The following is a 26,322-nucleotide window of genomic DNA, read 5'->3' as shown; positions in this document are numbered from 1 at the left end:
GGGGGGGTTCATGCGGCATTCTGCGGCGCGGTTCGCGAGGGAGCTGGCCGCCGTGCGCCCGGACCTCACGCCCGGCTACACCGCGGCCCTGCCGGGGGCCCGGGCCGCCGTCATGGGACGGCTGTGGCGGGGCCTGCTCTGCGAGCCTCTGCCCGGTCTCGCCGAGCCCGTCGCCGTAGGCGGCGACCTGTGCGTACGGCTCTCGGACGGGCGCGAGCTGACCGGGCGGGCCCGGCTGCCCTACGACCTGGCCGACGAGCCGGTGCTGCGGCTGGACGGCGTCCCGTACCCGGACCCGGCCGAGCTGCTGGCGGCGCTCGGCCTGCCCGGCGCGCAGGGGCTGGTCGCCGACCTGGACAACAGCGTCGCCTCCCTGGCGTTGTCGCGGGCGGGCGCGGCCTCCCCGCTGCGCGAGCCGGGACCGGAACGGTACGAGCAGAGCGTGGTGGACGGCCATCCCTACCATCCGGGCTGCCGCAACCGGCCGGGAGTGTCGGTGGCCGAGCAACTGGCGTACATGCCGGAGCACCGGCCCGTCGTCGCGCTCGACCTGGTCGCGGTGCCCGCCGCCGAATGCCTGGTCACCGGGCCGTGGCCGGGCTCGCTCATGGACGGCGACCGGCTGCTGCTGCCCGTCCACCCCTGGCAGACCCGGCACGTGCTGGCCGGGCTGGGGGTGCGCCCGTACGCGATCGGCGCGTTGCCGTGCCATCCGCTGATGTCCGTACGGACCCTCGCGCCCCTGGACGGCGGCCCGCACCTCAAGACGGCGTTCACCACCAGGATGACCTCCGGCGTGAGGGACATCTCCCCCGGCTCGGTACGCGACTGCGTCCCCCTGTCGGACCTGCTCACCGCCCTGTCGGCGCGGCTCGGCGGCCGTCCGCGCATCGCCCGCTACCTGTCCGGGGCCGCGGGGGCCGTGCGCGGCGAGCACACCGCCGACCTGTCCGTCATGCTGCGCGATCCGACGCCCCGCGTGCCCGGCCACACCGTGCTGCCCGTCGCCGCCCTCACCGCCCCAGCCCAGTGGGACGCGCCGCGTGGCGAGGAGGCCGGCGAGTGGCTGGCGGCCTTCGCCGGCGTGGCGACGGCGGCGGCGCTCGGCCTGCTGGCCCTCGGGGTCGCGCTGGAGGCCCACGGCCAGAACCTGCTGGTCGTGCTGGACCGGCGGGGCCGTCCGGTCGAGCTGGTCTACCGCGACCTGGCCGACGTCCGGATCAGCCCGGCCCGGCTGGCCCGCAACGGCTTCGATACGCCGCCGGTCAGCCCCCGGCTGCTCAGCGACGACCCCGGCGTCCTGCACGCCAAGCTGTTCGGCTCGCTCGTCGGCACCACGTTCGGCAGTCTGGTCTCCCTGCTGGGAGAGGGCGACCGTGCCGCCGAGTCACGTCTGTGGGCCGTCGTGGCGGGGGCCGCGCGGCGGGCATTCGACGCGCTCCCCGACACCGCCGACGTGCGCGCCGACCGCGCGGCCCTGTTCGGCGAGCGGATCCGGCTGAAGGCCCACCTGCTCGCCCAGCTCGCGGGCGCCCCGCCCGGCGACAGCTGGACGACGCTGCCCAACCCCCTCACCCAGGGAGCCTCCTGGACCCTCGCTCACGCACGGTGAGCGCCTGGCTCTTTTCCCGCAGGAGGAGGAGTATGGGGCATGCAGCCGGACCCTGCTGCGCGTCGATCTTCGATCACGCAGAGTTCAGGGAAGGAGCGAATCCGATGATGCAGCTCTCAGTACGGCTCGTGCCCGTGGGCGACACCACCCTGGTGGTCGCCCTGGCGGGCGAGCTCGACTCGACGACCAGCCCCATCCTGGCCGCCTTCCTCGACCCCCTGCCGCGCTCGCGGGTGAAACACGTGATCGTCGCGGCGGGCGACCTCTGGTTCTGCGACCTGAACGGCCTCGAACAGCTCGCGATCACCCACCGGGCCATGCAGGAGAAGGGCGGCCACCTGGCCGTCGCCGAGGCCCAGCCCGCGCTGTGCCGCCTCATCGCGCTCATGACCGAGCACGGCGGCACCGCGATCCCCCTGTTCAGCACGATGCCCGACGCCCTGGCCGGGACCGGCGTCGAGATCTACGAGCAGACCGGCCCGCCCAGGCCGGTCAGCCGCCACCTGGCCTGCTTCCGCCGGGCCCGCGACCCCCGCTCCGAGCAGCACCACGGCACCCGCCGGCTCCGGCCGCAACGGGACGAGACGCCCATCACCCCCGACCGCCAGGAGAACCTGCCGCCGCCCGGCCGCTGGTCCGTGATCGTCGGCCGGCTGCGCTCGGCCAACGCCGACCTGCAACGCGCGAACGACGAGCTGCGCTCGGCCAACGCCGAGCTGCGCCACGCCAACGACGCGCTCACCGCCCGCGCCGCCGAGCTGCGCCGGGCCAACGACGCGCTGGTCGCCCGCACGGCCGAGCTCGACGAGGTCGGCCGGATCACCGCCTCGCTGGTCCACGGGCTGGGCGACGCGGCGGTGGTGCTCGACGCCGACATGCGGGTGCTCATCTGGGGGGCGGGGGCCGAGGAGTTGTGGGGGGTGCGGGCCGGGGAGGCGGTGGGCCGTCCGCTGGCCTCGCTGGGCACGGGGTTGCCGGTGGAGCGGATCGTCCCGCTCGTGCGCGACGCGCCGGCCGGGGGCACGGCCAGGGCCGGAGCCAGGAGGGTCGCGCTCGACGTGGTCAACGGCCGGGGCCGGCCGACGCGGCTCACCGTCGAGCTGTCCCGCCTGCGTCCCGGCGACGACTCCGGGCACGGCCTGATCATCGCCATGAAGGTGCCGCGCCCCGGCGACTCACATGATCGCTAGCTGACCGCCGTCGATCACCAGTTCGGTGCCGTGGACGAACGCGGCGTCGTCCGAGGCGAGGAAGGCGTAGGCGGCGGCGACCTCCTCGGCGAGCCCGGCGCGGCCCAGCGGGATGTGGTCGCGTTCGTAGGCGGAGACGAAGTCGTCGGCGAGCCCCGACGAGATCGAGGCGTTCAGCGGGGTGCGGATGTAGCCGGGGCACAGGGCGTTGACCCGGATGCCGTGCCTGCCGAGCTCGACGGCCATGGTCCTGGTCAGCAGCAGCACGCCGCCCTTGGAGGCGTTGTAGTGGGCGTAGTCGGCCTCGCCGCCGAGGCCGTTGGTCGAGGACATGTTGAGTATCACGCCGCCCGTCCCCCGGTCCACCAGGTGGCGGGCGACGGTCTGGGCCATCAGGAACATGCCGCGCAGGTTCACCGAGATGATCCGGTCCCAGTGGGCGGGGGTGATCTCCAGGAACGGCTCCCGCCAGGCCGTTCCGGCGTTGTTGATCAGCACGTCCACGCCGCCCATGGCCTCGATCGCGGCCGCGACCAGCCGTGCGACGTCGTCCTCCGAGCTGACGTCGCCGGTCAGCCCGCCCACCTCGCCGAGCGGCGCGAGCTCGGCGACGGTGCGTTCGACCTCGTCGCCGTCCAGCCCGGTGAGCACCACCCGGGAGCCCTCCTCCAGGAACCTGCGGGCGGTGGCGGCTCCGATGCCGCTGCTGCCCCCGCTGATCAGCACCCGCTTCCCGGCCAGTCCGCGCATGACGCCGTCCTTCCTCAACGCACCGCGCCGCGTGCCGCGACGCGCAGACCTGTGGTGACCTGCCCGCTGGATCACCGATTCCGTATCCTGCACTGATGTTCCGTTATACGGAACCCGAGGCAGTGTCGGAGCACATTCTGTGACGACATCAGGTGGGGTGTCACTGCCGGACGACCATGACACCCCCACCGAGGTACCTAGCCCGTGACGGGCGGAACCCCTGTCACTTGCACGGCTTGTACGGCGTGTCCTTCAGCGAGTAGTCCACGGCCTTCTTGATCGCGTTGATGCCGAGCTTGGCCGCCTTGGGACAGAAGGCCGACGGCGCCGTCTCGTACTCGACCTGGAACACCGGCTTGCCCGCCTTGACGAAGACGCTCAACTGGCCGCACTCGTCGTACTGGAAGCACTCCTCGTTGACGGCGTAGTCGAAGCTGGACACCAGCTCGGCCGCCTGGCTGAGGTCGTTCTTGAGCGCCGCGGACAGGCCCTTGCGGTGGGCCAGGTCGGCCAGCGCCTTGTTGTAGACGAGCTGGGTGGCGGGGCTGACGGTCCAGCCGGTGACCGACTTGCCCTCTTCGTGGGCGTTGACGACGTCGAACTCGATCCCGTCGAAGCCGGCCTGGACGCACTTGTCGACCCGGGCCTCCATCATCTTCAGCAGGAAGTCCCGCTGGCCCTGGTCGTTGTTGATGTTGGCCCAGCGCTCGTTGGGGAACTCCGCGCTGAACGGCTTGCCGAGCAGGGAGTTGCCGTGGCTCTTGTGCCAGGCGACGAACTGCTGGTAGTCGGGCCGGTACTCCTCGATCGAGCCGGCGTCGACGTAGCAGACGGCCTTCGCGCCGCGGGCGTGGACGGCCTTCACCGCCGCGGTGTTGAGCGTGGTGTTGTTACCCACCACGTCGCCGTCGGCGTAGAGGTCGATGTCGAACACCGCCGGCCGGACGCAGGCGCCGCCCGACTGGGGGACCACGCAGATGTCGACGTTGACGCCGCCGGTGGCGGCGTACTTGGCGTTGCCCTGGAGCTGGTACTGCCAGCGGCTCTGCAGCGGCGGCTTCCACACCCCCGCCTGCGCGGCCTGCGCCGCCTGCCCCGCCTGGGCCGTGGCCGGTGCGGCGAGCGCCGCGAGCGGCGCGCAGCTCAGGGCCGCGACCGCGGCCAGCCGGGCTAAGAGAGTCATGGTTCGCACGTTCGCGCCCCTCATTCCGTCTGATGGAACTCTAGTCTGCATCGTGGATGCGTGACTATACTCGCCGCACGCAGCGGGCCGCCACGCCCGCCGTGCTCTGTGGAGGGAACCCCATGGCACGACTCATTCACCACATCCGCGAGACCGCCCGATGAGGCCCCGTACGACGCTGGCCGTCGTCGCCCTGGCTCTGGCCGCGGCGAGCTGCGGAGGCGGCGGACAGGAACGGGCGGACGGCCCGGTCGAGATCACCATCTGGCACGGCCAGGAGGACACCTCGGCGAAGTCGATCGAGAAACTGGTCGCCCGGTTCAACCAGAGTCACCCCGACGTCAAGGTCAGCACCGAGTCCGGCGGCGCGACCGCAGACGGCATGCTACCCAAGATCACTGCCGCGCTCACCTCGGACGCCTACCCCGACATCGCCTACCTGTACGGCTCCTGGGCCCCCAACGTGGCCAGGAACCCCAAGACCGCCGACCTCACGTCCCTGGTCAAGGACCCGGCCGTCGGCTGGGACGACTTCTGGGCCAACGAGCGCGAGGCGGTCACCGTCCAGGGCAAGGTCATCGGCTTCCCCGCCGTCGTGGACAACATGGTGGTCCTCTACAACAAGAAGCTGCTGGCCAAGGCGGGCGTCAAGGCCCCCGGCCCCGACTGGACCTGGGACGACTTCCGCGACATCGCCAGGAAGACCACCGACGCGCGGAAGGGCGTCTTCGGCACGACCTGGGCGATCAGCGGCGGCGAGGAGGCCGTCTGGGGGCTCTGGCCGCTGCTGTGGCAGGCGGGCGGTGACATCCTCACCCCCGACCACAAGAAGTCGGCGTTCAACTCCGCGGCCGGGCAGCAGGCGCTCGGCCTGGTCCGGAGCATGGCCGTGGACGACAAGTCGGTCTACCTCGACTCCAGCCCGGCCGAGAAGGGCCAGAAGCTGTTCGAGTCCGGACGGCTGGCCATGTTCCTGTCCGGCCCCTGGGTCCTGCCCGACCTCCAGGCGGCCAAGGTCGACTACGGCGTCGCGCGGCTGCCCGGCACCAACGGCAACCACGAGACCGTCTCCGGCCCGGACAACTGGGTCGTGTTCGAGCACGACGAGCGCCGCGTCAAGGCGGCGACCACGTTCCTGAGCTGGCTGACGGCCGCGGAGCAGCAGCTCGTGTGGATGAGCGACACGGGCTCGCTGCCCATCAGGGAGTCGATCACCAAGCTGTCCGGTTACCAGGACTATCTGCAGAAATATCCGGGCATCGAGGTGATCTCCGAGAACCTGGCCAACGCCAAGCGGGTCCGGCCGCCCACCACCAGGTACCCCCGCGTGTCGTCCTTCGTCGCCGAGGCCATCGCGCAGGCGCTGCTGGGCAAGGCCGACGCCAAGACCGCCCTGGACGAGGCCGCGGCCAGGTCCGACGCGGTGCTGGCGGTGCCGGGCTCATGAGCAGCGCCGCCGTCGACGCGCCCGCCGCCCGGCACGCCAGGAAGACGCGCGGGCTCGGCGACCACGTCGCGGGCTGGTCGTTCGCGGGCCCCGCCACGCTGATCATCCTCGGGTTCGCGCTGGTGCCGATGGCGTGGGCGCTGGCGCTGTCGTTCACCGACTCCGACCTGATGAAGACGCCCGAGAACGTCGGCCTGGACAACTACCGGGCGCTGTTCCAGGACCCGGTGTTCTTCCAGGCGGTGCGCAACACCGGGCTGCTGCTGGTGCTCTACATCCCCGCCTCGCTGGTCTTCGGCCTGGTGGTGGCGGTGCTGCTGAACAGGAAGGTGCGCGGGATCGGCTTCTACCGGACCGCCTTCCTGGTTCCGTACGTGGCCTCGGCCACCTCGGCCGGCCTGCTCATGGGCTACATCTTCGACCGCGACTTCGGCCTGATGAACGGTGTGCTCGGCCGGCTCGGCCTGCCGCTCCAGGGCTTCCTGAGCAGCCCGTCACAGGCCATGTACGTGCTCACGCTGATCTTCTTCTGGACCCGGTTCGGCTTCGCGGTGGTGATCTACCTGGCCGCCATCCAGGAGATCGACAAGGCGGTGCTGGAGGCGGCCGCCATCGACGGCGCGGGCCGGTGGGCCACGTTCCGGCACATCATCGTCCCGTCCGTACGGCCGATCACGGTCTTCCTCGCGGTCTGGGGCGTGATCGACGCGCTGCAGTTCTTCGACCTCGTCATGACCACCACCCAGGGCGGCCCGGCCAGCGCGACCGTGACCATCGTCTACTACGTCTGGCAGCTCGCCTTCCGCTACTCGGCCGCCGGGTACGGCGCGGCCGTGGCGTACACGCTGTTCGCCGGGACGCTGCTGCTGATCGTCGCGGGCCTGGTGGTCGCGCGGCGGAGAGGGGCCGTGCGATGAGGCGACGCCTGCCCAGCAAGTGGCACCTGGTGCTCGCGCCGATGTCGGTGGTGACGCTGCTGCCGTTCGTGTGGCTGGTGCTCAGCTCGGTCATGACGCAGGCCGAGCTGAACAGGTTCCCGCCGCCGATCCTGCCGGAGGGCATCGACCTCGGCGGCTACCGCACGGTCATGGAGCGCTCCGAGTTCCCCCGCTGGTTCCTCAACAGCGTGCTGGTGTCGAGCGCCATCGTGGCGGCCCAGGTCGTGCTCTGCAGCATGGCCGGGTACGCCTTCGCCCGGATCCGGTTCATCGGCTCCCGGCTGACGCTGGTCCTGATCATCGCGACCGCGCTGATCCCGTTCCAGCTCACCGTGATCCCGACGTTCCTGATGTTCAGCCAGGCCGGGCTGGTGGACACGCTCGGGGCGCTGGTCATCCCGCAGCTCAGCTCGTCGGTCGGGATCTATCTGATGACGTCGTTCTTCCAGTCCTTCCCGAGGGAGCTGGAGGAGGCGGCGCGGATCGACGGGTGCTCGCGGGTCGCGCTGTTCTTCCGGGTGGTGCTGCCGGTCGCCAAACCGGCGCTGGCGGCGCTCGCCGTGATCACGTTCATCACGGCCTGGAACGACCTCTTCTGGCCGCTGGTGGTGATCAACTCCGAGGCGAACTACACCGTGCAGGCCGGGCTGACCACGTTCCAGGGCCAGCACCGGGCCGACTGGCCCGCGATCATGGCGGGCACGGTGCTGACCACGCTGCCGGTGCTGGCCGTGTTCCTGTTCGGCCAGCGCCGCTTCGTGCAGGCGCTGACCGGGGCGGTCAAGGGGTGAGGCCGCGGTAGGGGTTGGCGGGCAGGCCGGTGTGGGGGGTGCGGCAGCGCCACAGCTCCCCGCCGGCGCCGCCGTCCCAGGCGGTGGTCACGTACAGCACGTCGAGATCGGGGCCGCCGAAGGCGCAGCTCGTCACGTTGGCCGCGGGGACCTCCACGGTGAGGTCCGTACGCCCGTCCGGCCGCAGCCGCACGACCGCCGCGCCGCCCCACAGCGCGACCCACACGTGGCCGGCGGCGTCCACGGTCAGGCCGTCGGGGCTCGGGAGTGCGGCGAACTCCCGGCGGCCGTCGAGCGTGCCGGTCGCCGGGTCGTAGTCGAAGACGTCGATCCGGTCGGTCGCGGTGTCCACGTAGTACATCAGGCGTTCGTCGGGGCTCCAGCCGACGCCGTTCGAGATCGTGACGCCGTCCAGCACCTTGTCGCACGTGCGGTCCTGGGCCAGGCGGTAGAGCGAGCCCGCGCCGGGGGTGTCGTCCTCGGCCTTGGTGCCGGCGAAGAAGCGGCCCGCGCGGTCGCAGGCGCCGTCGTTCATCCGGTTGCCCTCGGGCTCGGGCGGCCGGGCGACCAGTTCGGTGCGGCCGTCCGCGTGGCGGGCGAAGCCGTCCCTGAGTGCCAGCATGAGGCCGCCGGAGGCGTGCGGCACGGCGACGCCGACCGGCCGGCCCAGCTCGATGGTCTCCCGCTCGTCGCCGGCCGGGTCGAGCCGGTGGACGTGGCCGGCGGGGATGTCGACCCACAGCAGGGTGCCCGTGGCGGCGTCCCACCTCGGGCCCTCCGCTAGGGCGGCACGAGGGACGGGGACCTTCTCCAGCTTCATGCCCATGTGTCCTTGGGGGCGGTTATCCGAAGGGCTGTTCGGCGTTTGTCCCGCCCTGCGGGGGTTGTGGCCCTTGGGGGGGGGGGGGGGGGCGCGGGCCCCCCCCCCCGGGGGGGGGGCCGGGGGGCGGGGCGCCGCCGCGACAGGGTCGCGCCGGTGAAGGGCGGGGGCGGAGGGGGGCGGGTGGCTTGTGGGTGGGGGGTCAGACCTGGGCGGAGATGGCGCGGCGGAGGCCGAGGCCGACCTCTTCGAGGCGGGCGACGGACATGCGGTCCTTGATCGCGGTCACGCTCACCGCCGCCACCGGCGCGGTCTTGCCCAGGAAGACCGGCGCCGCCACGCACCGCACCCCCGGCTCGTTCTCCTCCAGGTCGAGCGCGTACCCCTGCTGCCTGACCTGGTCGAGGTGGGTGGCCAGCTTGGCGGGGTTCGTGATCGTGTTCCTGGTCCTGGCGGCCAGCGGCCCGTAGCGTTCGGCCCACGCCTTGACCGACTCGTCCGTCGGGTACGTCCAGGCCAGCAGCGCCTTGCCCACGCCCGTGCAGTGGGCCGCGTTGCGCCCGCCGACCACCGAGGTCATGGTGATCGACCGCACCGCCTCGACCTTGTCCAGGTAGACGACCTCGGCGCCGTCGAGCATGGCCATGTGCACGGTCTCGGAGAACTCCTCGCTCAGCCGCAGCAGCAACGGCCGGACGAGCGTGCGCAGGTCCATCGATTCGTAGAACCGGAAGGCCGTGGCCAGCATCTCGGTGCCGAGGAAGTACGGCCCGCTCGGCTCCGGCTGGGCCGCGAAGCCCCGGTGCTTCAACGCCCCGAGCAGGCGGTGCAGCGAGCTCTTCGGCAGCCGCAGCCTGGTGGCCAGCTCGTCGAGCGTCACTCCCCTGCTGTGTCTCCCGATCTCCTGCAGGATCAGCAGGGCACGATCGACGCTCCCCACAGGGGACTGGGTCTCAGCCACTGAACTCTCCCTCGCCTGTTCCGCTGATCGGAATGCTAGCGCGTAATACGGAACACTCCGCACACGCGGTCGCACAGTGGTCGTCTCAGCGTAGTCAGCACAGCCCTGTGTCAGCACAGAGCCGTGGGAAGGGAACGGGCGGCTACGCCCGGCGGGGGTCGAGCTCGGCGACCGGGACGCGCCGGAAGACGATGCTCTCGTACGGCCCGAAGTCGCCGGTCTCGAACAGCAGCCCCACCGTGTCGCCGTCCACCCTGACCAGGTCGGAGTAGGCGGCGGGCAGGCCCGACACGGTGTGCACCGGCTGCCAGGTGACCCCGGCGTCGGTGCTCGCCCGTACCGTCATCAGGGCCCGCGCGTCGGGCGCGGCCGGGCCGGAGAACAGCAGCACGCCGGGCGGCTCGCACCACAGCACGCTGCCCTCCACCACCGGCCCCACCAGCCCGGCCTGCGGACGGAAGGGCAGGTCGAGGCGCTGCCCGCCGTCGGAGGAGCAGGCGTCGGCGCGGGTGCCCGGCGCGGCGGAGTCCGTCCTGGCGTTGAGGTAGAGGCGGCCGTCGGGCAGCTCGGTCGCGGTGGTCTCGTTGACGTTGACGTAGCCGTCGGGGTTGTCGTCCACGTAGCCGATGCGCCAGGTACGGCCGCCGTCGTCGCTGAGCAGCGCGTGGCCGCCGTTGTAGCGGCCCTCGGTGCCGTCGTCCGAGCCGGACGGGGGCAGGGAGTGGTTGCCCGGCACCACGACGCGCCCGCTCCGGAGCCGGACGGCGTGCCCGGGGCCGGTGGCGTACCAGCGCCACTCGGGGCGCTTGACCTGGGCGGTGATCTCGCGCGGGGGCGCCCACGTGATCCCGTCGTCCGAGCTGGCCTGGACGAACACCCGCCGCCCTTCAGCCGCCTGCACCTGACCCCGCCTGATCTTCTCCTCCGTCGCCGACGGGCCCTGCCGGACCGTGACGAGCAGGATCCGGCCGTCGTCCAGCACCACGGGCGCGGGGTTGCCCACGGTGCCGCGGCGCGGTTCGGTGGCGACCACCTGAAGGGGACCCCACGTCAGCCCGCCGTCGGCCGACCGCCTGAGCACCAGGTCGATGTGCCCCGAGTCACCGGCGGACCCGCGCCGCCCCTCGGCGAAGGCGAGGAGCGTCCCGGCCCCGGTCACCACGACCGCCGGGATGCGGAAGGTGTGATAGCCCTCAGACGCCGCCCGGTACACCACCGACGTGGGGTAAGGAGTCATGCGCGAACGCTAGGCCCCGCAGGTGAACGTCTCCCGACCTCCGGCGGACGTCCCGATGCCAGCCCGGCGGCCAGGCAGGCCAGCGGGAGAGCCGGTACGACGTACCGCACGTCGTACCCGCTCAGGAAGGACGGCGCCACGACCAGCACGGCGGCGGCCACGCCGGGCAGCAGCGCGTCCGGCCGCCGCCGTGCGGCCGCCACCGCGAGCGCGCCGCCGAGCAGCGCCAGGAGCACCGGGTACGGCAGGTAGCCGAAGCGCTGGTAGGCCCGCAGCCAGCCCGCGTAGGGCTCGACGATCCGGGTGTCCGCCGGCCCGCCCTCGTACGCCCCGGCGATCCGCCGTACGGACGCGCGCAGCGGGCGCTCCTCGTAGGGGAACCAGTACGGATTGATCTTCCTGTCGGACGCCTTCCTGGCCGTGGTGCGCTCCCAGCGCAGCAGCCACCGCAGGTCGCGCCCGACGGCGGCCAGGTAGTCGCCGGGCTGGGTGAGGACGGCCTCGCGGGCGAAGCGCCCGGCCAGCGCGTTCCGGTCGCCGGGGACGGCGGCCAGGGTGGGCCCCCACATCCAGTGGGCGGGAGAGGGCCGCCCGGCCACCGGCGTCCTCGGGCAGAGGGGGGCCAGCTCGGGCTCCGGCCTGATGACCGAGCAGTCGGCGAAGGTCGTCGTGCGGGCCCACAGGAACAGGCCGTCGGCCCTGGTCAGGCCGAAGGTGCCGCTGGTGGCCCACATCCAGGAGGCGTACCCGAGCAGCGGCGCCGCCCCCGCCAGGACCAGACAGAGCAGCGCGCGCGGCCCGGGACGGCGCAGCAGCAGGCAGGCGGCGGCCACCACGAGGACGGCCACCCCGATCGTGCGGGTGACGGCGGCCAGGCCGAGCAGCACGCCGCCGGCGGCCGCCGTGGACGGGGTGAGCCGGTCCGACAGCGCCAGGATCCCGGCCGTGACCAGCACGGTGAACAGCGCGTCCGCCATGATCATGTGTTCCAGCAGGATCAGGAACTCGTCGTACAGCAGCGGCGCGACGGCGGCCGTCGCGCCCCAGCCGGGCAGGCCGCGCCGCCGCAGCAGGGCGTAGACGGCCACGGCGAGCGCCGGCCCGGACGCGTGCTGCACGGCGGCCACCAGCGCCAGGCTCTTCCCGGGCCCGAGCGCGGCCAGGAAGAGCGAGTACCCGAGCGGCCGGAACGTCCCGGGCACGGGGTCGGCCGCGGCCTCCAGATAGGAGAACGAGTCCGCCCAGAACCACAGCGCGGGCCGGTACCCCGCCATCGCGAGCAGCCGCAGCGCGACGGCGGGCACCAGCGCGACCAGCAGCGCCCGATGCCGCCCCAGGGCGTTTCCGGGCAGCACGAACACAGGAGACGGCGCCGGCATGGGGGAGCTCCTTCATGAGGGTGCCGAGCGGGCTCCCCCGGACGGCGCGGGCATCTACCCGGTCTCTCCGTCGCGGGCCGAAAGGGTTCACGCCCGTGGCCACCTCGGGTGGCGCGAGCAGGGCATGAAAGAGTGCGAATCGAGGACGAGTGTGGGGAGGCAGTGTGGCTGAGGAGTTCGACGTCATCGTGATCGGGGCCGGTCCGGCGGGCGAGAACGTCGTCGCGCGGGCGGTGCGCGGCGGGTTGAGCGCCGCGATCGTCGAGGAGCGGCTGGCCGGCGGCGAGTGCTCCTACTGGGCGTGCATCCCGAGCAAGGCGCTGCTGCGCCCGGTCGACCTGGCCGGCGAGGTGTCCCGGGTGCCCGGGCTCTCGCTGGGGCCGATCGACGTGGCCGCGGTGCTCGCCCGGCGCGACGAGGCGGTCTCACGCTACGACGACTCCGGGCAGGTGAGCTGGGTCGAGAGCGTGCCGGCGGAGTTCGTCCGCGGCAGGGGGCGGCTCGACGGCGAGCGGCGGGTGGTCGTCACGACCCCCGACGGCGGCGAGCGGGTGCTCACGGCCCGGCAGGCGGTCGTGCTGGCCACCGGCAGCACGGCGGCGCTCCCGCCGGTGCCGGGCATGGCCGAGGCGAAGCCGTGGACCAGCCACGAGGTCACCGCCGCGACGAAGGTGCCCGAACGCCTGGTGGTGATCGGCGGCGGCGTGGTCGCCTGCGAGATGGCGCAGGCCATGCACGGGCTGGGCGCGCGGCAGACGACCGTGCTGGTGCGCGGCGGCGGGCTGCTCGGCCGGGTCGAGCCGTTCGCGGGCGAGCTGGTGGCCCGGTCGTTCGGCGAGGCGGGCATCGACGTGCGCCTGCACACCGACGTGGTCAGGGTCGAGCGGCCCGAGCCGGGCGGCAAGGTGACCGTGCACCTGTCGGAGGGGCCGCCGCTGGAGGCCGACGAGCTGCTGGTGGCCACCGGCCGCAAGGTCGCCACGCGCGGGATCGGGCTGGACACGGTCGGCCTGCCCGACGACGCGCCCGTCGAGGTCGACGACAGCATGCGGGCCACCGGCGTGCCGGGCGGCTGGCTCTACGCCGTCGGCGACGTCAACGGCCGCGCGCTGCTCACCCACATGGGCAAGTACCAGGCCAGGATCTGCGGCGACGTGATCGCGGCGCGGGCGCACGGCGACGACCTGCCCGCCATGCGCGACCTCGCCGGCGGCTTCGGCGCGCCGCAGGTGGTCTTCACCGACCCGCAGGTCTGCGCGGTCGGCCGTACGGAGGCCGAGGCCAGGAAGGCCGGCTTCCGGGTGCGCGCGGTCGAGTACGACCTCGGCTCGGTCTCGGGCGCGTACCTGCTGGGCGACGGCTACCGGGGCCGTGCCAAGGCCGTGGTGGACGAGGACAGGAAGGTGCTGCTCGGCGTCACCTTCGCCGGTCCCGGCGTCGGCGAGCTGCTGCACGCCGCCACGATCGCGGTCACCGGCGAGGTGCCGCTCGACCGGCTCTGGCACGCCGTGCCGTCGTTCCCGACCGTGAGCGAGATCTGGCTGCGGCTGCTGGAGACCTACGGGTTGTAGGCGACGTCCGACGTCCCCCCGGACGAGGTCGGGGGGACGGGCGGCGGGATGGCGCCCACCGTCAGCTCCGCCACGGTCTCCTCGACGCTGCCGCGCAGCTCGACGTGGGAGAGCAGGTCCGTCAGCCGCAGCACCGACAGCAGGTGGTCGGACGGGCTGACCACGATGATCCGGCCGCCCGGCTCCGCCTCCATCCGCTGGATCGCCGTGGCCAGCACGCCGATGGCGGAGGAGTCGTAGAAGACCAGGTCGCCCAGGTCGAAGACGAGGACGGGTCCGGGCGACCAGTCCCACACCGCGTTGATGTGGGCGCTGAACCTGACCCGTCCCGCGTGGTCGAGCTCGCCCGTGGCACGCATGACCGTGCACTGCTGATGCCGGGTCGTCTCGATGCTCAAACCGTTCCCGCCCACCTATGACAACTGCCCGCAGAGTGGCGTTATCACCGGTGATCACCAGTTTTCCCGCCGAAACGGCGGGTCTCGCAGGTCACGCGGGTCGAGGGAACCGGAGCTCCCGCTAGTCCGAGGTGCCCGACTCCAGCGTCGGCAGGACGCCCGGCACCCGCTCGATCACCACGAGGAACGGCGAGACCGTCGGGCTCGGCAGGACGAGCTCGGTGACGTTCCCGTGGACGGTCTGCCCGAAGGGCCCGGCCACGCCGTCCCTGAGGCTGTAGACGCGCTCCACCGTGGGGGCCGCCGTGCCGAGGAGCTTCCTGGTGGCGTGCCGCAGCCAGCGCAGCTCGCTGTTGACCCGCCGCCAGGTCGCCGGGATCATGCTGGCCGCCTCCGCCTTCGTGCCCAGCCGGAGCGTGATCCGCCCGCTGGCCCCGAACGTGTCGCGCAGCACCGGGTTGACCACGAACATGCCCGACCGCAGGACGCGCACGCCCTGCCGGTTGACGTTGGCCAGGCCGCCGCCGCTGATCAGCGAGGACAGCTCGCAGCGGGAGCCGTCGAGCGTGTCGGGGTCGTAGTCGACCTCGGGCGGCTCCTCGAACACGATCTTGTTCAGCCGCAGCCCGGCCGCCCCGTCCTCCTGGACCCGGCCGGACAGGAACGTGCGCACCTCGTCGCAGACGCCGTCGCCCTCCATGATGTCCAGGGCCTCGACGCAGATCAGCCCGTCGTCCGGGATCTCCTCGGGGGTCAGGTCGAAGGCCACGCGGGCGTGCGGGTTGCGGCCGCGCAGCAGCACGCACTGGCGCAGGCGGCCCTGGGAACGGATCTGGACGCACCGGGGCGTCGTGAAGTCGGGGCCCGTCCTGCCGGTGTGCCAGCCGCTGACCGACCGCTCGTCCATGGACAGCGACATCTGCACCCGCAGCGGCCGTCCCTGCGCGGACACCTTGAAGCCGACCAGCCCGGACGTCTCGAACCTGCCCACGATCTGGCTGCCCCGGTGCAGCCGGTCGATCACCTGCAGCGCGGGGAACCGCCCGCTGGTCACGTGCACGGGCGGGATCGCGGGCAGGATCACCGGGTCGAGCTCTGTGATGGGTCCTGTTCCGGTCATCGGGCGCTCCTCGCGGGGGTCAGTGTGGTCTTGGCCAGGTCCTGGAAGTCGAATCGGGTGAGCACGGGGTCGCGGCGCTCCCACATGCGGCGCACCGCCTCGAAGAGCGGGTCGCCGTCGGGCTCGGCGTGCCGCAGGGCGACCGCCAGGGCCCGCGGGTAGTCGGGGCCGAGCTCCCAGCGCGGCAGGACCTGGGTCGGCACGTCGGCGCCGCAGCGGCGCAGCCACAACCACAGGCGGGCGCGGTCGCGCTGCTCCGGGCCGAGGATCGTCTCCGCCTTGCCGTGCACGGCGACGGCCTCGCCGAGCCGGTCGCGCAGCTCCTCCGGCGTGCGCGCGAGGTGGGTGGCCCCGCAGGCGGCGCCCTCCGACCAGCCGGCCTGGATGACCGGGACGCCGAAGGCGGGCAGGTCGCTGCCGCCGAACGTGACGGCGACGTCGGTCATGCTCCACAGGATGTTCGGCGACAGCAGGCCGGAGCGCAGGCGGTCGAGGAACAGCCAGTTGGCCGACTCCTCGCCGGCCGCGTACCGCTCGGCCTCCTCGAACAGCTCGGTGTCGCGGCCCGGCATGTGGCCGAACACCGTGACGGTGGGCCGGCCGGGGTCCAGGCGCAGCCGGGAGCAGCCGTAGAGGCGGAGCTGGCGGCGTTCGGTGTCGGTGCGGACCTGGTAGCCCTCCTTGGCCCGCCACGCCGTACGCTCGGCGCTCGGCCGGATCGCCTCCCTGTTGGGCCAGATCTGGCGCTCGAAGAACTCCGCGACCCGGCCGGGCAGCTCCTCGCCGAAGGAGACGGGCGTCTCACCCGGGAAGAGCGCGTACGCCTGCAACGACCCGGTGCCGTGCACGTGCACGACCGGGATGTCGGTGCGCACGCCGGGATCGATCCGGCTGGTGACCAGCGCGTCGGGCGGCCCGAGATCGGCGGCGGCCCCGAACGCCTCGGCCAGCGGCCGCCACCGCGGGTCGGTGAGCACGACCAGCCGGGCCGACAGCAGCCCGCACACGGCCTTGGCGACCATGACGGTGCGCACCACCGCCCGGACGTCCTCGTCGAACGCCTCGGCCACCACGCAACCCGTGTCGCCCGCGCTGTCCCCCCAGTACGCCCTGGCGGCCGAGACCAGTTGATCGACCTGCTCCTCGTCGTCCACGACACGACGCATGAAATCCTCCACCAAGGCCAGGAAGAATCGCCCCGGTGAACGTTGCCAGACCCTCGCGCGCGCACCCGCGCGACAACACGCTTCTTTGCCGGGCGCTGCCCGAATCTCAGACGGCCTCGACCTGGTCGATGACGAAACGGCTGTTGGGGACGGCGGGAGCGCGCCACGACGGCATGCGCAGGTCCTGGGCCGGCACGCCGTAGGTCATCCAGCGGGTCAGCGCGGTCACCGCCAGCTTCATCAGGTCCACGGTGATCCACTCGCCGGGGCACCGGTGCCCTTCGTAGTGGTCGCCGCCGCCCTGGGGGACGAAGTCGTACTCGCCGCCGTCCCATTCGGCGAACCGTTCCGGGCGGAACTCGCCTGGGCGGTCCCACAGGCGCGGGTCGTGGTCGGTGCCGTACAGGTCGAGCAGTGCCCGCCGGCCCTGCGGGAAGTGCTCGCCGTTCCAGGTGAAGGGCTTGGCCACCTTGGCGGCGACGAACGGGAAGAACGGATAGAACCGGCGCACCTCCTGGACGAAGTGCTCGACGAACTGATCGTCGCCCTCGCGGACGCGCTCGTAGTACTCCGGGTGGGCGTGCAGGGCCATGGCCGCGAACGTCACGAACCTGGCCACCGCCACCGTGGGCCGCAGCACGTTGTGCAGCTCGACGGCCGCGGTCCTGGCCGGGAGCAGGGTGCCGTCGGGGTCGCGGTAGCCCGCGATCAGGCCGGTCACCGTGCCGGCGAAGCGGCCGGGGTCGTCGCGGGCGAAGCGGATCAGGCCGGACAGCCACAGGTCGCCCTTGATCCGGGCGTACCGGCCGCGCAGGTAGCGGGGGCCGAGCCCGCCCGCGCCCTCGATGGCCGCCTGGAGGGTGGCGGTGACCTCGGGCACCCGCGCGGGCGGCAGCGGCACGCCCGTCCAGTCGCAGACCGCCTGGCACAGCAGTCTGCTGACCTCCTCGTACAGGACGACCCGCGGCATGCCCTGCCAGGCGCGGATGCGCTCGCGCCAGCGCCGGCCGGTCAGCTCCGCCAGCCGGTCGCGGCCCTCCCGGCCCATCAGCGACATGAACATGGCCTTGCGCGCCCGGTGGGTCTCGCCGTCGAGGGCCTGCACGCCGTTCCTGCCGAACAGCGTCGCCTGGAGGCGCCGGGGCGCGGCGCCGTCCCGGACGAACAGCTCGGGGTCGTAGAAGACCTCGGCGGCCTGCGCGCCGGTCATGCAGATGGTCGGCTGGAGCAGCAGCCGCGTCTCGAAGACGTCGGAGCCGAGCCGCCGCGCCCGGTCGCCGATGAAGCGGTACGGGTCGAGCAGCAGCGTCAGGGTGTCGTCCAGGACCGGCCTCCGGCGGGGAGCGGTGACCGGCTCACGGACCCGCGCCTGCTCGCGTGGCAACACTCGGTGAGAAGTCATGACCACGCCCTATCCCCGCAGACCCCCAGGAAACGAATTCGACGGGAAACCCGGCGAACCAAATCCCGTGCTTCGGCGTCTCACCCGGGGTAGAAGCATCCACCGCCGGCGCGCGCTTCGTCTTTTTACAGAGAGCAGGTCATGGGCGGGTTTAGGATGCACCCAAAAGCCGAGATGGGGAGGTTTTTCCGCATGGGTTCCCGAATGTCGAGCATCGTGCGCCTGACCGGGGCTGCGATGGCCGCGGGAGTGGTGGCCGCGGCCATCGCGCTACCGGCGGTCGGCGGCACCGGAGCGATGTTCGTCTCGGCGTCCGAGGAACTGAACATCAAACCGGAAGACCTCAAAGAACCGCCGCTCGCCGAGAAGACGACGGTCCTCGACGCCAAGGGCAACCAGATCGCCCAGTTCTACGAGGAGTACCGCGAGAACGTCTCGCTCGACGAGGTGGCCGACATCATGAAGACGGCCATCATCTCCATCGAGGACTACCGCTTCTACGAGCACGGCGCGATCGACATCGAGGGCACCGTGCGCGCCCTCGCCAAGAACCTCAGCAGGGGCGGCATCGCCCAGGGTGGCTCCTCCATCACCCAGCAGTACGTCAAGCAGGTGCTGCTCAACTCGGCCACCACCGAGAAGGAGAAGAACGCGGCCCTCGAAGCCAGCTACGCCCGCAAGCTCAAGGAGCTGCGCTACGCGATGGCGGTCGAGGAGAAGTACAGCAAGAACGAGATCCTCGGCAAGTACCTCAACATCGCCTACTTCGGCGCCGGCGCGTACGGCGTCGAGGCGGCGGCCAAGCGGTTCTTCGGCGTGTCGGCGGCCGACCTGACGCTCCCCCAGGCGGCCACGCTGGCCGGCGCGGTCCAGGACCCCAACCGGACCGACCCCAACCTGGGCAAGGAGTCGCGCGCGCAACTGCTCAACCGGCGCAACGTGGTGCTCGATCGCATGCTGGAGCTCAAGAAGATCACGCCTGAGCAGCACGAGGAGGCCAGGGCCAAGAAGCTCGGCTACAAGGGCACCCCGCTGCCCGGCGGCTGCGGCGCCAGCCAGTACCCGTACTTCTGCATGTACGTGCGCAACGAGATCCTGAGCAACCCGGCCTTCGGCAAGACCAAGAAGGCCCGCACCCAGTTCCTCAACCGGGGCGGCCTGGAGATCAAGACCACGATCGACCCGAAGATGCAGGAGGCCGCCGAGGAGGCCATCAAGAAGCACGTCTTCGCCTCCGACAACCCGGTCGCCTCCGAGGCGCTGGTCAAGCCGGGCACGGGCGAGATCAAGGCCATGGCCGCCAGCCGCAAGTACGGCAACTCCAGGCGCAAGCACGAGATGTCGTACAACGTGGTGGCCGACGCGGTGCACGGCGGCGGCGTCGGCTTCCAGGCCGGCTCGACGTTCAAGACGTTCACCCTGCTCACCGCGCTCAAGCAGGGCATGAAGATCAACGACGGCTTCAACGTGGGCAGCGGCTACACCGCCCCCAACTACTGGGCGTTCAAGAACTGCAAGGGCCAGAACGTCGGCGACCCGAGCCACACCGTCACCAACGACGAGGGCGGCGGCGGCTTCAAGTCGCTGGCCACCGGCACCTGGGGCTCGGTGAACACGTTCTTCATGACGCTGGAGCAGAAGGTCGGCCTCTGCAAGGTGGTCGAGACCGCCAAGTCGCTCGGCATCAAGCGCTCCGACGGCGGCAAGCTCCAGGAGTTCGAGACGTTCACGCTCGGCATCAACGAGATGGACCCGGTGACCGTGGCCACGGCCTACGCGGCGATCGGCGCGCGCGGCAAGTACTGCCCGCCGACGGCCATCACCCAGATCACCGACCGCAACGGCAAGGTGACCGAGTACAAGCCCAAGTGCACGCAGGCGTTCGACCCCGAGGTCGCCGACGCGGCGGCGAACATCCTGTCCGGCGTCTTCACCAAGGGCACGATGCGCGCGGTCGGCGGCATCGGCCGTCCGGCGGCGGGCAAGACCGGCACCACCGACGACCAGGCCACCGCCTGGTTCGCCGGGTTCACCCCCGACCTGGCCGGCGCGGTCAGCATCGGCGACCCGCGCGGCTCGACCACCCACAAGCTGAACGGCATCACCATCGGCGGCCGGTACTACTCCTCGGTGTTCGGCGCCTCCATCCCCGGCCCGATCTGGAACGCCACCATGAAGGCCGCGCTCAAGGGCACCCCGGCGACGGCCTTCACCCCGGTCGACTCCTCCCGCTTCGGCGGCTGCGGCCAGGGTTGCGCCCCCCGCAGGCAGGAGCCCGACGACAACGGGGACCAGGGCCTCACCGACGTCAACCCCGACGGCGACTTCGGCCCCGGCCAGGGTTACCAGAACGGCGACGGCAACGGTCACGGCCGCGGCCGCGGCAGGCGCTAGAGACGGGCGTCCAGGGGTATCCGGCGCGTCCCGGATACCCCTAACGGATGGTCAATATGTCGTGATCGACCTGCGGCGGGAAAACCTCCGGCGGTGACCACCGCCCCCACCTGAGCAGATTCGGCGGGCGTCCGCACACCCGGACGCACCCCCTGCAAAGGCCCTATTAACAGCGGCGAAACATTGGTAACGTGGGAGCGCTCCCAGGATCTTTCCGCGAGGTGCTCCATGACCGAGCAGCCCACACTGGCACAGGTGGCGGCCGCTGCAGGGGTTTCCCCCGCGACCGCATCTCGAGTCCTCACGGGCTCGGTGCGGGTCAGTACCTCGACCCGCCGGCAAGTCTACGACGCCGTCTCCCGCATGGGCTACGTCCGACAACGCGCGCCCAGGGGCAGCGCCGCCAAGACGCTGACCGACGGCGTCACGGCGGTGATCTGCGACCATCTCCCCCGCCTGTTCTCCGAGCCCTACTACGCCAGGCTCCTGTCCGCCGCCGGAGCGGTGATCGCCGAGCACGGCACCCACCTCATGGTGACGACCGTGACGCCCACCTCCTCCACGCTGCCCGCGCTGTCGGGCGCCGTCCTCATCGTCGGCGCGCGCGAACGCCATCCGCTGGCCATCAAGCTGTCCACCGCCGGCATCCCGGTCCGCAACATCGGCCGGCCGCCCCACGACCTCAAGCTGCCCTACGCCGACGTGGACAACCTCGACGGCGGCCGGCAGGCGGCCGAGCACCTGCTGTTACAGGGCCGCAGGAACGTGGCGGCCATCGGCGGCCCGCCCTCCCTGCCCGCCGCCCGCGACCGGCTCGAAGGGCTCGTCCGCACCCTGCAGTCGGCCGGCGCCCCCGACGTGCCCGTGGCCTACGGCGACTTCACCGCGGCCTCGGGCACGCACGCCATGCAGTGGCTGTTACGCCACGCGCCCGGCCTCGACGCCGTCTTCGTCGCCTCCGACCTGATGGCGGCCGGCGCGATCCAGGCCCTGCGCCGGGCCGGCCGCAAGGTGCCCGCGGACGTCGCCGTGATCGGCTTCGACGACGCCCCCGTGGCCCGGCACACCGTCCCGGCGCTGACCACCATCCGCCAGCCCGTCGAGGAGCTCGCCACGGTCGCCACCCGCCTGCTCCTGACCGGGGCGACGGGGATCGACCCCGTCCTCCCCACGGAACTGGTCATCCGTGAGTCAGCTTGAGCCGGGGGACGTGCTGGCCCGGCGGTACCTGCTGCTGGACCCGCTGGCCCACGGCGGCATGTCGGTCATCTGGCGTGCCTTCGACCAGTCGTTGCAGCGGCTGGTCGCGGTCAAGGTGCTGACCGCCTCGCTGCACACCGACCACGGCGAACGCGTCCGGGTGCGCAGCGAGGCCCGCGCCGCGGCCCGGTTCATCCACCGGGACTCGATCGAGATCTACGACTACGGCGAGACCGTCACCGCGAAGGGCGGCGTGGCCGCGTACGTGGTGATGCCCCTGCTCGACGGCACCCCGCTGGCCGAGCGCATCGCCGAGGGGCCGCTGCCGTGGACCGAGGCGGCGGCCATCGCCCTGCGGCTGGCCCGCGTGCTGATGGCCGGGCACGCCCGCGGCCTGGTCCACCGGGACGTCACCGCCGAGAACGTGCTGCTCACCGCCGACGGCCCCAAGTTGCTCGACTTCGGCATCGCGGCCTGGGCCGGCGACCCCGACGACGACCGCGGCACCCCGCCCTACGTCGCCCCCGAACGCCTCCTCGGCGCCCCCACCCACCCGGCCGTGGACGTGTACGCCCTGGGCGTGCTGCTGTTCGCCATGCTCACCGGGCGCACCCCGTACCCGGAGACGACGTGGGAGGAGATCGAGGCGGCGCGCCGGACCGATCCCCCGCCCCGGGTGACCGGCGTGCCGCACGGCGTCGCCTCGCTCTGCCAGAGCTGCCTGGCGCACCTGCCCGAGGAGCGGCCCACGGCCGAGGAGATCGTCGCCGCGCTGACCTCGGCGCTCGGCACGGCCGGGATCGCCCGGCAGGTGCGGCGCGGGCTGACGGTGGCCGGGTCGGCGCTGCTGGCGCTCACCGTGCTGCTGTGGTTCCAGCGGTCCGAGCCGGAGCCGGTGCTGTCGCCGCAGGTCACACCGTCCGTCACGCCCCCCGTCACGCCGTCGGCCGCGCCCTCCGCCGCGGCGTCGGCCTCCCGGGCGTTGCGGAGCTCACCGGCCGGGCCGGTCACCGTCGAGCAGGCCGTGGACGGCTTCCACGACTCGCTCGAAGACGGCGAACCGTGCGACGCGACCGACGCGGACGTGGTGCTCGACCTCAAGCAGGTGCTCGACTCGCTGGTCCGCGGCCCCGCGGTCACCGGCACGGCCGAGGTGCGGCGCAAGGTCGCCGACCGGGCCAGGGAGGGCCGCCTGGCCCCCGCCTGCCGGGCGGAGCTGGAGGCCAGGCTCAAGGTGATCGACCGGGCCATGGAACCCGGCTGAGGGGTACGCCGGGATCCGCACCCCTCGCGCCCGCCGGATCAGGCGCTGACCAAGATCGGCTGAAAGTTTCACCCGGCGTTGTCGGGACGGCGCCGCCCATGGTTCAATGCGCTGGCCGGGCGGGCTGATCGTGGGCGTTCCTGTGTTCCCCTGCACGAAGGAATCCCCATGAAACACTTTCGAACGGCGGCGCTCACCGCCGCCCTGGTCCTGCTGGCCACCGTCCTGATCGCGCCGCCGCAGGCGCAGGCCCACGGCGTGTCCATGTTCCCCGGCGCCAGGACCTTCCTGTGCTGGCAGGACGGCCTGCGCGAGAACGGCCAGATCCAGTCCTACAACCCGGCCTGCGCGGCGGCCGTCGCCCAGAGCGGCGCGACCCCGCTCTACAACTGGTTCGCCGTGCTGCGTTCCGACGGCGCCGGGCGCACCAGCGGCTTCATCCCCGACGGCCAGCTCTGCAGCGGCGGCACCGGCGGCCCCTACGACTTCACCGCCTACAACGCCGTCCGCTCCGACTGGCCGCTGACCCACCTGACGTCGGGCGCGAGCATCCAGATGCGGCACAGCAACTGGGCCCAGCACCCCGGCACCTTCGTCTACTACGTCACCAAGAACGGCTGGAACCCCGACGGCCCGCTCAAGTGGTCGGACCTGGAGTCGTTCGGCAGCGTCACCAACCCGCCCGCCAGCGGCGGCCCCGGCGGGCTCAACTACTACTACTGGAACGCCCAGCTCCCCTCCGGCAAGACCGGGCGGCACATCATCTACACCCACTGGATCCGCTCCGACAGCAACGAGAACTTCTACAGCTGCTCCGACGTCGTCTTCGACGGCGGCAACGGCCAGGTCACCGGCGTCGGCCCCGGCGGCGGCACGCCTTCGGGCACGCCCACGTCCACCCCGACGGTCACCCCGACGGTGACCCCGCCCCCCGGCGGCTGCACCGCCACCTGGAAGGCCACCGACACCGGCTGGGCCGGTCACTTCCAGGGCGAGGTGACGGTGAAGAACACCGGCACGACGTCACTGAACGGCTGGACGGTCAAGTGGACCTACTCCGGCGGCCAGGGCTTCGACGGCGCCCCCTGGAACGGCGTGCTGTCCGCCCAGCCGCCGAACGTCTCCGTCAAGAACGCCTCCTACAACGGTCAGCTCGCGCCGAACGCGTCCACCACGTTCGGCTTCAACGCCACCGGCTCGATCCCGAGCCCCGCACCCGCGCTGACCTGCACGAGCCCGTGACCGGACCACGTCGCGGGAAGATCGCGGCAGGCGTCGCCCTGGCCGGCCTGGCGCTGGCCGGGGCGACGCTGTTCGCCGCCCACCAGGAGTCGGCGCGGCTCGATCAGGAGCTCGCCGCCCAGGTGACGCTGATCCTCGAACGGGCCACGCCCCAAGAGCACCACGACCACGGGCACGGGTTCGAGGCTCGGGTGGTGTGCGCGGTGGAGCCGTTCGGCACGGACCCGCCGGACGCCGCCGGCCTGGCCGAGGTGCGCTGGGTCTACGCCCGGCACCTGTGCGCGATCGTCGGCGAGAGCCGCGACTGGGCGATGTCCGTCCGGGCCTCGGGGCCCATCGCCGTCCGGCTGGGCGTGCCGCCGCAGGTCAAGGTGCCTGCCGCCGGGCCCGGATATCCGGAGCGGGTCCGGGCGCTGATCCCCGCGCGCTACCACGACGAGGCGTTCGCCGACTTCTCGGACGAGGCCGCCATCGACGCGGCCCGCGAACGCTTCTCCCACGCCCAGGATCCCCGCTGACCGCTGTGCAAGGCCGAGCCGGTGGGTGGTGCACACGGACGCGGCCGGCTGGGGGTTCGCCGGCCGCGTCCGTCCCATCCGGGCGGGATGGTGTCGCGGGCAGGATCAGTTGATCGGCCTCACCTCCTCCTTCTCTAGCCGGCGCAGGTGTAGCCGGACGGAACGGACGCGTCGCCGTCCGGACGACCGGCCTGGATCCCGAAACCGGTGGCGGCGCCGGGCGCGAGCGTGCCGTTGTAGCTCAGGTTCCGCGCGGTCACGGTCCGCCCGCCGACCGTCACCTCGGCGTTCCAGAAGCCGGTCACGGTGTGGCCCGCGGGCAGCGTGAACGTCACCGTCCAGCCGTTCCTGGCGGTCGTGCCGGTGTTGGTCACCGTGACGGGCTGCAGGACGTACCCGTTGCCCCACCGGCTCTGGACGGTCCCCACGGCCGTGCAGCCGCCGTCGCCGCCCCCGGCCAGGGTGGTGAAGGAGGCCGTGGGCGAGGCGGCCGACTGGTTGCCCGCCGCGTCCCTGGCCTTGACGTGCACCTGGTAGGCGGTCGAGGGCGACAGGCCGGTCAGGGTGATCGAGGTGGTGGCCGTCGCCCCGAGCGGGACGCCGGCCGAGGTGTAGACGTCGTAGCCGGTCACGCCCACGTCGTCGGTGGCGGCCGGCCAGGTCAGAGTGGCGCCGGACGAGGTGACGTTCGAGGCCGCCGGGGCGCCGGGGGCGCTCGGCGGGGTCGGGTCGGTGGTGCCGCCCCCGTAGACGGACGCCTGCCTGGCCGTGGCGGCGATGCCGTTGGGACCGTTGAACAGCCGCTGCCCCCACGAGGTGAGCCGGGTGACGTCGAAGCCGGTGACCTGGTCGAGGTACTCGACGCCGCCGCCGTTGCCGCTCCACGACCAGCCCAGGTAGCCGAGGCCGCGGCTCACGGCCTGGGACATGATCGTGTCCTCGTCGGGGTCGCCGTCGGAGTGGTTGAACCCGAACTCGCCGATGACCAGCGGCAGCCCGGCCGTCCGGAACGCGTCCAGGTACGACGTGATCTCGGCGGCGGTGTCGTAGACGCCGTACATGTGCACCGAGAAGATCGTGTTCTTGTCGGGGTCGGCGGCGAGGACGGACGCGGCGTTGTCCCGCATGACGTTCTGCCAGTCCTGGCCCCAGGCGGGGGCGTCCACCATCAGCGCGTGGTGGATGCCGTTGGCGCGCAGCTTGGCGATCGCGGCCTTGGTGGCCTCGGCCCAGCCCGGCGTGGTGGCGTTGTTGCCGATCGGCTCGTTGCCGATGTTGACGACGACGTAGTCCTCCTGTCCGGCCAGGGCGCTCTTGACGCTGATCCAGTAGTCGGCGGCCTGGTCGAGCGTGTACGCGCCGCTCTGCTCGCCGTACCCGGTGGTGTCGTGGTCCTCCAGCACGCAGATGAGCTTGTTCTGCTTGCACAGGGAGACCACGCCGGCCACGTCGGAGGCGGGGTTGGCGCTCCACCGGCCGCCGCTGAGCACGACGCGCACGGTGTTGGCCTTCAGCGACCTGATGTCGGCGAACGCCTTGGTCCGGGCCGGGTACCAGGTGTGGGCGTGGCTGGTGCCGCGCATCACGAACTCCTGGCCGTTGCCCTCCAGGATCTTCGTGCCGCTCACGTGGATGCCGGTGGCGGCCCGCGCCGCGGTGCCCGGCACGATCAAGGAGGCGGCCACGAGCGCGGCGGCGAGCGCCGGCGCGGTGAACAGTGATCGCATGTGCTGCCTTTC

At 72.4% G+C, this 26,322-nt stretch carries 22 protein-coding genes; 11 read left to right on the top strand and 11 right to left on the bottom strand.

Annotated elements, in window-relative coordinates:
- The first annotated feature begins 10 nt into the window (after positions 1-10).
- On the top strand, positions 11-1,612 hold the full coding sequence (locus ACIBK9_RS06195) for an IucA/IucC family protein (protein ID WP_397155565.1): 1,602 nt from the start codon (positions 11-13) through the stop codon (positions 1,610-1,612).
- Positions 1,613-1,716: 104 nt separating this feature from the next.
- On the top strand, positions 1,717-2,802 hold the full coding sequence (locus ACIBK9_RS06190; protein ID WP_397155563.1) for an STAS domain-containing protein: 1,086 nt from the start codon (positions 1,717-1,719) through the stop codon (positions 2,800-2,802).
- Here the strand turns inward: ACIBK9_RS06190 and ACIBK9_RS06185 are convergent.
- Both ACIBK9_RS06185 and ACIBK9_RS06180 read right to left on the bottom strand, forming a co-directional pair.
- A complete protein-coding gene (locus ACIBK9_RS06185; protein WP_397155561.1) occupies positions 2,788-3,552 on the bottom strand; it encodes an SDR family NAD(P)-dependent oxidoreductase in 765 nt (254 codons plus the stop codon). The two genes, ACIBK9_RS06190 and ACIBK9_RS06185, sit on opposite strands and share 15 nt — an antisense overlap.
- Before the next feature lie 223 nt (positions 3,553-3,775).
- The gene (locus tag ACIBK9_RS06180; protein WP_397155559.1) at positions 3,776-4,735 is read right to left on the bottom strand and encodes an endo alpha-1,4 polygalactosaminidase; all 960 of its coding nucleotides are present in this window, start codon (positions 4,733-4,735) and stop codon (positions 3,776-3,778) included.
- Between the two features lie 160 nt (positions 4,736-4,895).
- Between ACIBK9_RS06180 and ACIBK9_RS06175 the strand changes: the two genes are divergently transcribed.
- From ACIBK9_RS06175 to ACIBK9_RS06165, 3 genes are read left to right on the top strand one after another with little or no spacing between them, the layout of a single operon-like run.
- The gene (locus ACIBK9_RS06175) at positions 4,896-6,182 is read left to right on the top strand and encodes an ABC transporter substrate-binding protein (protein ID WP_397155557.1); all 1,287 of its coding nucleotides are present in this window, start codon (positions 4,896-4,898) and stop codon (positions 6,180-6,182) included.
- Positions 6,179-7,099 carry a carbohydrate ABC transporter permease gene (locus ACIBK9_RS06170; protein ID WP_397155555.1) on the top strand — a complete coding sequence of 307 codons (921 nt, stop codon included), beginning with the start codon at positions 6,179-6,181 and terminating at the stop codon, positions 7,097-7,099. The genes ACIBK9_RS06175 and ACIBK9_RS06170 overlap by 4 nt, the downstream gene beginning before the upstream one ends.
- Entirely contained in the window at positions 7,096-7,911 is an 816-nt protein-coding gene (locus ACIBK9_RS06165; RefSeq protein ID WP_358291701.1) for a carbohydrate ABC transporter permease, read from the top strand. Before ACIBK9_RS06170 ends, ACIBK9_RS06165 begins: the two co-directional genes overlap by 4 nt.
- On the opposite strand, the gene ACIBK9_RS06160 is transcribed toward ACIBK9_RS06165, so the two are convergent.
- The 4 genes from ACIBK9_RS06160 to ACIBK9_RS06145 form a co-directional block, all read right to left on the bottom strand.
- A complete protein-coding gene (locus ACIBK9_RS06160; protein ID WP_397155553.1) occupies positions 7,901-8,731 on the bottom strand; it encodes an SMP-30/gluconolactonase/LRE family protein in 831 nt (276 codons plus the stop codon). The two genes, ACIBK9_RS06165 and ACIBK9_RS06160, sit on opposite strands and share 11 nt — an antisense overlap.
- A 202-nt stretch (positions 8,732-8,933) precedes the next feature.
- On the bottom strand, positions 8,934-9,692 hold the full coding sequence (locus ACIBK9_RS06155; RefSeq protein ID WP_397155551.1) for an IclR family transcriptional regulator: 759 nt from the start codon (positions 9,690-9,692) through the stop codon (positions 8,934-8,936).
- Between the two features lie 142 nt (positions 9,693-9,834).
- Positions 9,835-10,929 (bottom strand): exo-alpha-sialidase, encoded by a 1,095-nt coding sequence (locus ACIBK9_RS06150; RefSeq protein WP_397155549.1) that lies wholly within the window; start codon positions 10,927-10,929, stop codon positions 9,835-9,837.
- A complete protein-coding gene (locus ACIBK9_RS06145) occupies positions 10,926-12,308 on the bottom strand; it encodes a hypothetical protein (protein ID WP_397155547.1) in 1,383 nt (460 codons plus the stop codon). Before ACIBK9_RS06145 ends, ACIBK9_RS06150 begins: the two co-directional genes overlap by 4 nt.
- Before the next feature lie 164 nt (positions 12,309-12,472).
- Between ACIBK9_RS06145 and ACIBK9_RS06140 the strand changes: the two genes are divergently transcribed.
- Positions 12,473-13,879 (top strand): dihydrolipoyl dehydrogenase family protein, encoded by a 1,407-nt coding sequence (locus ACIBK9_RS06140; protein WP_397155545.1) that lies wholly within the window; start codon positions 12,473-12,475, stop codon positions 13,877-13,879.
- Here ACIBK9_RS06140 and ACIBK9_RS06135 read toward each other — a convergent pair.
- The 4 genes from ACIBK9_RS06135 to ACIBK9_RS06120 form a co-directional block, all read right to left on the bottom strand.
- The gene (locus ACIBK9_RS06135; protein ID WP_397155543.1) at positions 13,867-14,277 is read right to left on the bottom strand and encodes an STAS domain-containing protein; all 411 of its coding nucleotides are present in this window, start codon (positions 14,275-14,277) and stop codon (positions 13,867-13,869) included. The two genes, ACIBK9_RS06140 and ACIBK9_RS06135, sit on opposite strands and share 13 nt — an antisense overlap.
- Positions 14,278-14,398: 121 nt before the next feature.
- Positions 14,399-15,397: a hypothetical protein gene (locus ACIBK9_RS06130; protein WP_397155541.1), complete on the bottom strand. Its 999-nt coding sequence runs from the start codon at positions 15,395-15,397 to the stop codon at positions 14,399-14,401.
- Complete coding sequence (locus ACIBK9_RS06125; protein ID WP_397155539.1) at positions 15,394-16,563, bottom strand: hypothetical protein; 1,170 nt, start codon at positions 16,561-16,563, stop codon at positions 15,394-15,396. The genes ACIBK9_RS06130 and ACIBK9_RS06125 overlap by 4 nt, the downstream gene beginning before the upstream one ends.
- A 106-nt stretch (positions 16,564-16,669) precedes the next feature.
- A complete protein-coding gene (locus ACIBK9_RS06120) occupies positions 16,670-17,965 on the bottom strand; it encodes a cytochrome P450 (protein ID WP_397155537.1) in 1,296 nt (431 codons plus the stop codon).
- A gap of 204 nt (positions 17,966-18,169) precedes the next feature.
- On the opposite strand from ACIBK9_RS06120, the gene ACIBK9_RS06115 reads away from it, so the two are divergent.
- From ACIBK9_RS06115 to ACIBK9_RS06095, 5 genes are all read left to right on the top strand, one after another.
- On the top strand, positions 18,170-20,359 hold the full coding sequence (locus ACIBK9_RS06115; RefSeq protein WP_397155535.1) for a transglycosylase domain-containing protein: 2,190 nt from the start codon (positions 18,170-18,172) through the stop codon (positions 20,357-20,359).
- Between the two features lie 228 nt (positions 20,360-20,587).
- Entirely contained in the window at positions 20,588-21,559 is a 972-nt protein-coding gene (locus tag ACIBK9_RS06110; RefSeq protein ID WP_352358712.1) for a LacI family DNA-binding transcriptional regulator, read from the top strand.
- Entirely contained in the window at positions 21,546-22,823 is a 1,278-nt protein-coding gene (locus ACIBK9_RS06105; RefSeq protein ID WP_397155532.1) for a serine/threonine-protein kinase, read from the top strand. Before ACIBK9_RS06110 ends, ACIBK9_RS06105 begins: the two co-directional genes overlap by 14 nt.
- A gap of 168 nt (positions 22,824-22,991) precedes the next feature.
- Positions 22,992-24,065, top strand: a complete 1,074-nt coding sequence (locus tag ACIBK9_RS06100; protein WP_397155530.1) for a lytic polysaccharide monooxygenase — start codon at positions 22,992-22,994, stop codon at positions 24,063-24,065.
- The gene (locus ACIBK9_RS06095; protein ID WP_358291678.1) at positions 24,062-24,583 is read left to right on the top strand and encodes a hypothetical protein; all 522 of its coding nucleotides are present in this window, start codon (positions 24,062-24,064) and stop codon (positions 24,581-24,583) included. The genes ACIBK9_RS06100 and ACIBK9_RS06095 overlap by 4 nt, the downstream gene beginning before the upstream one ends.
- 134 nt (positions 24,584-24,717) lie before the next feature.
- On the opposite strand, the gene ACIBK9_RS06090 is transcribed toward ACIBK9_RS06095, so the two are convergent.
- Positions 24,718-26,310, bottom strand: coding sequence for a cellulase family glycosylhydrolase (locus tag ACIBK9_RS06090; protein WP_397155528.1), 1,593 nt, complete (start codon positions 26,308-26,310; stop codon positions 24,718-24,720).
- Between the last annotated feature and the right edge of the window lie 12 nt (positions 26,311-26,322).

The organism is Nonomuraea sp. NPDC050227 (genome assembly GCF_044459705.1).
Lineage (GTDB): Bacteria > Actinomycetota > Actinomycetes > Streptosporangiales > Streptosporangiaceae > Nonomuraea.
The sequence above is the reverse complement of the archived record's forward strand: the minus strand, read 5'-3'. Positions and strand labels throughout refer to the sequence as shown.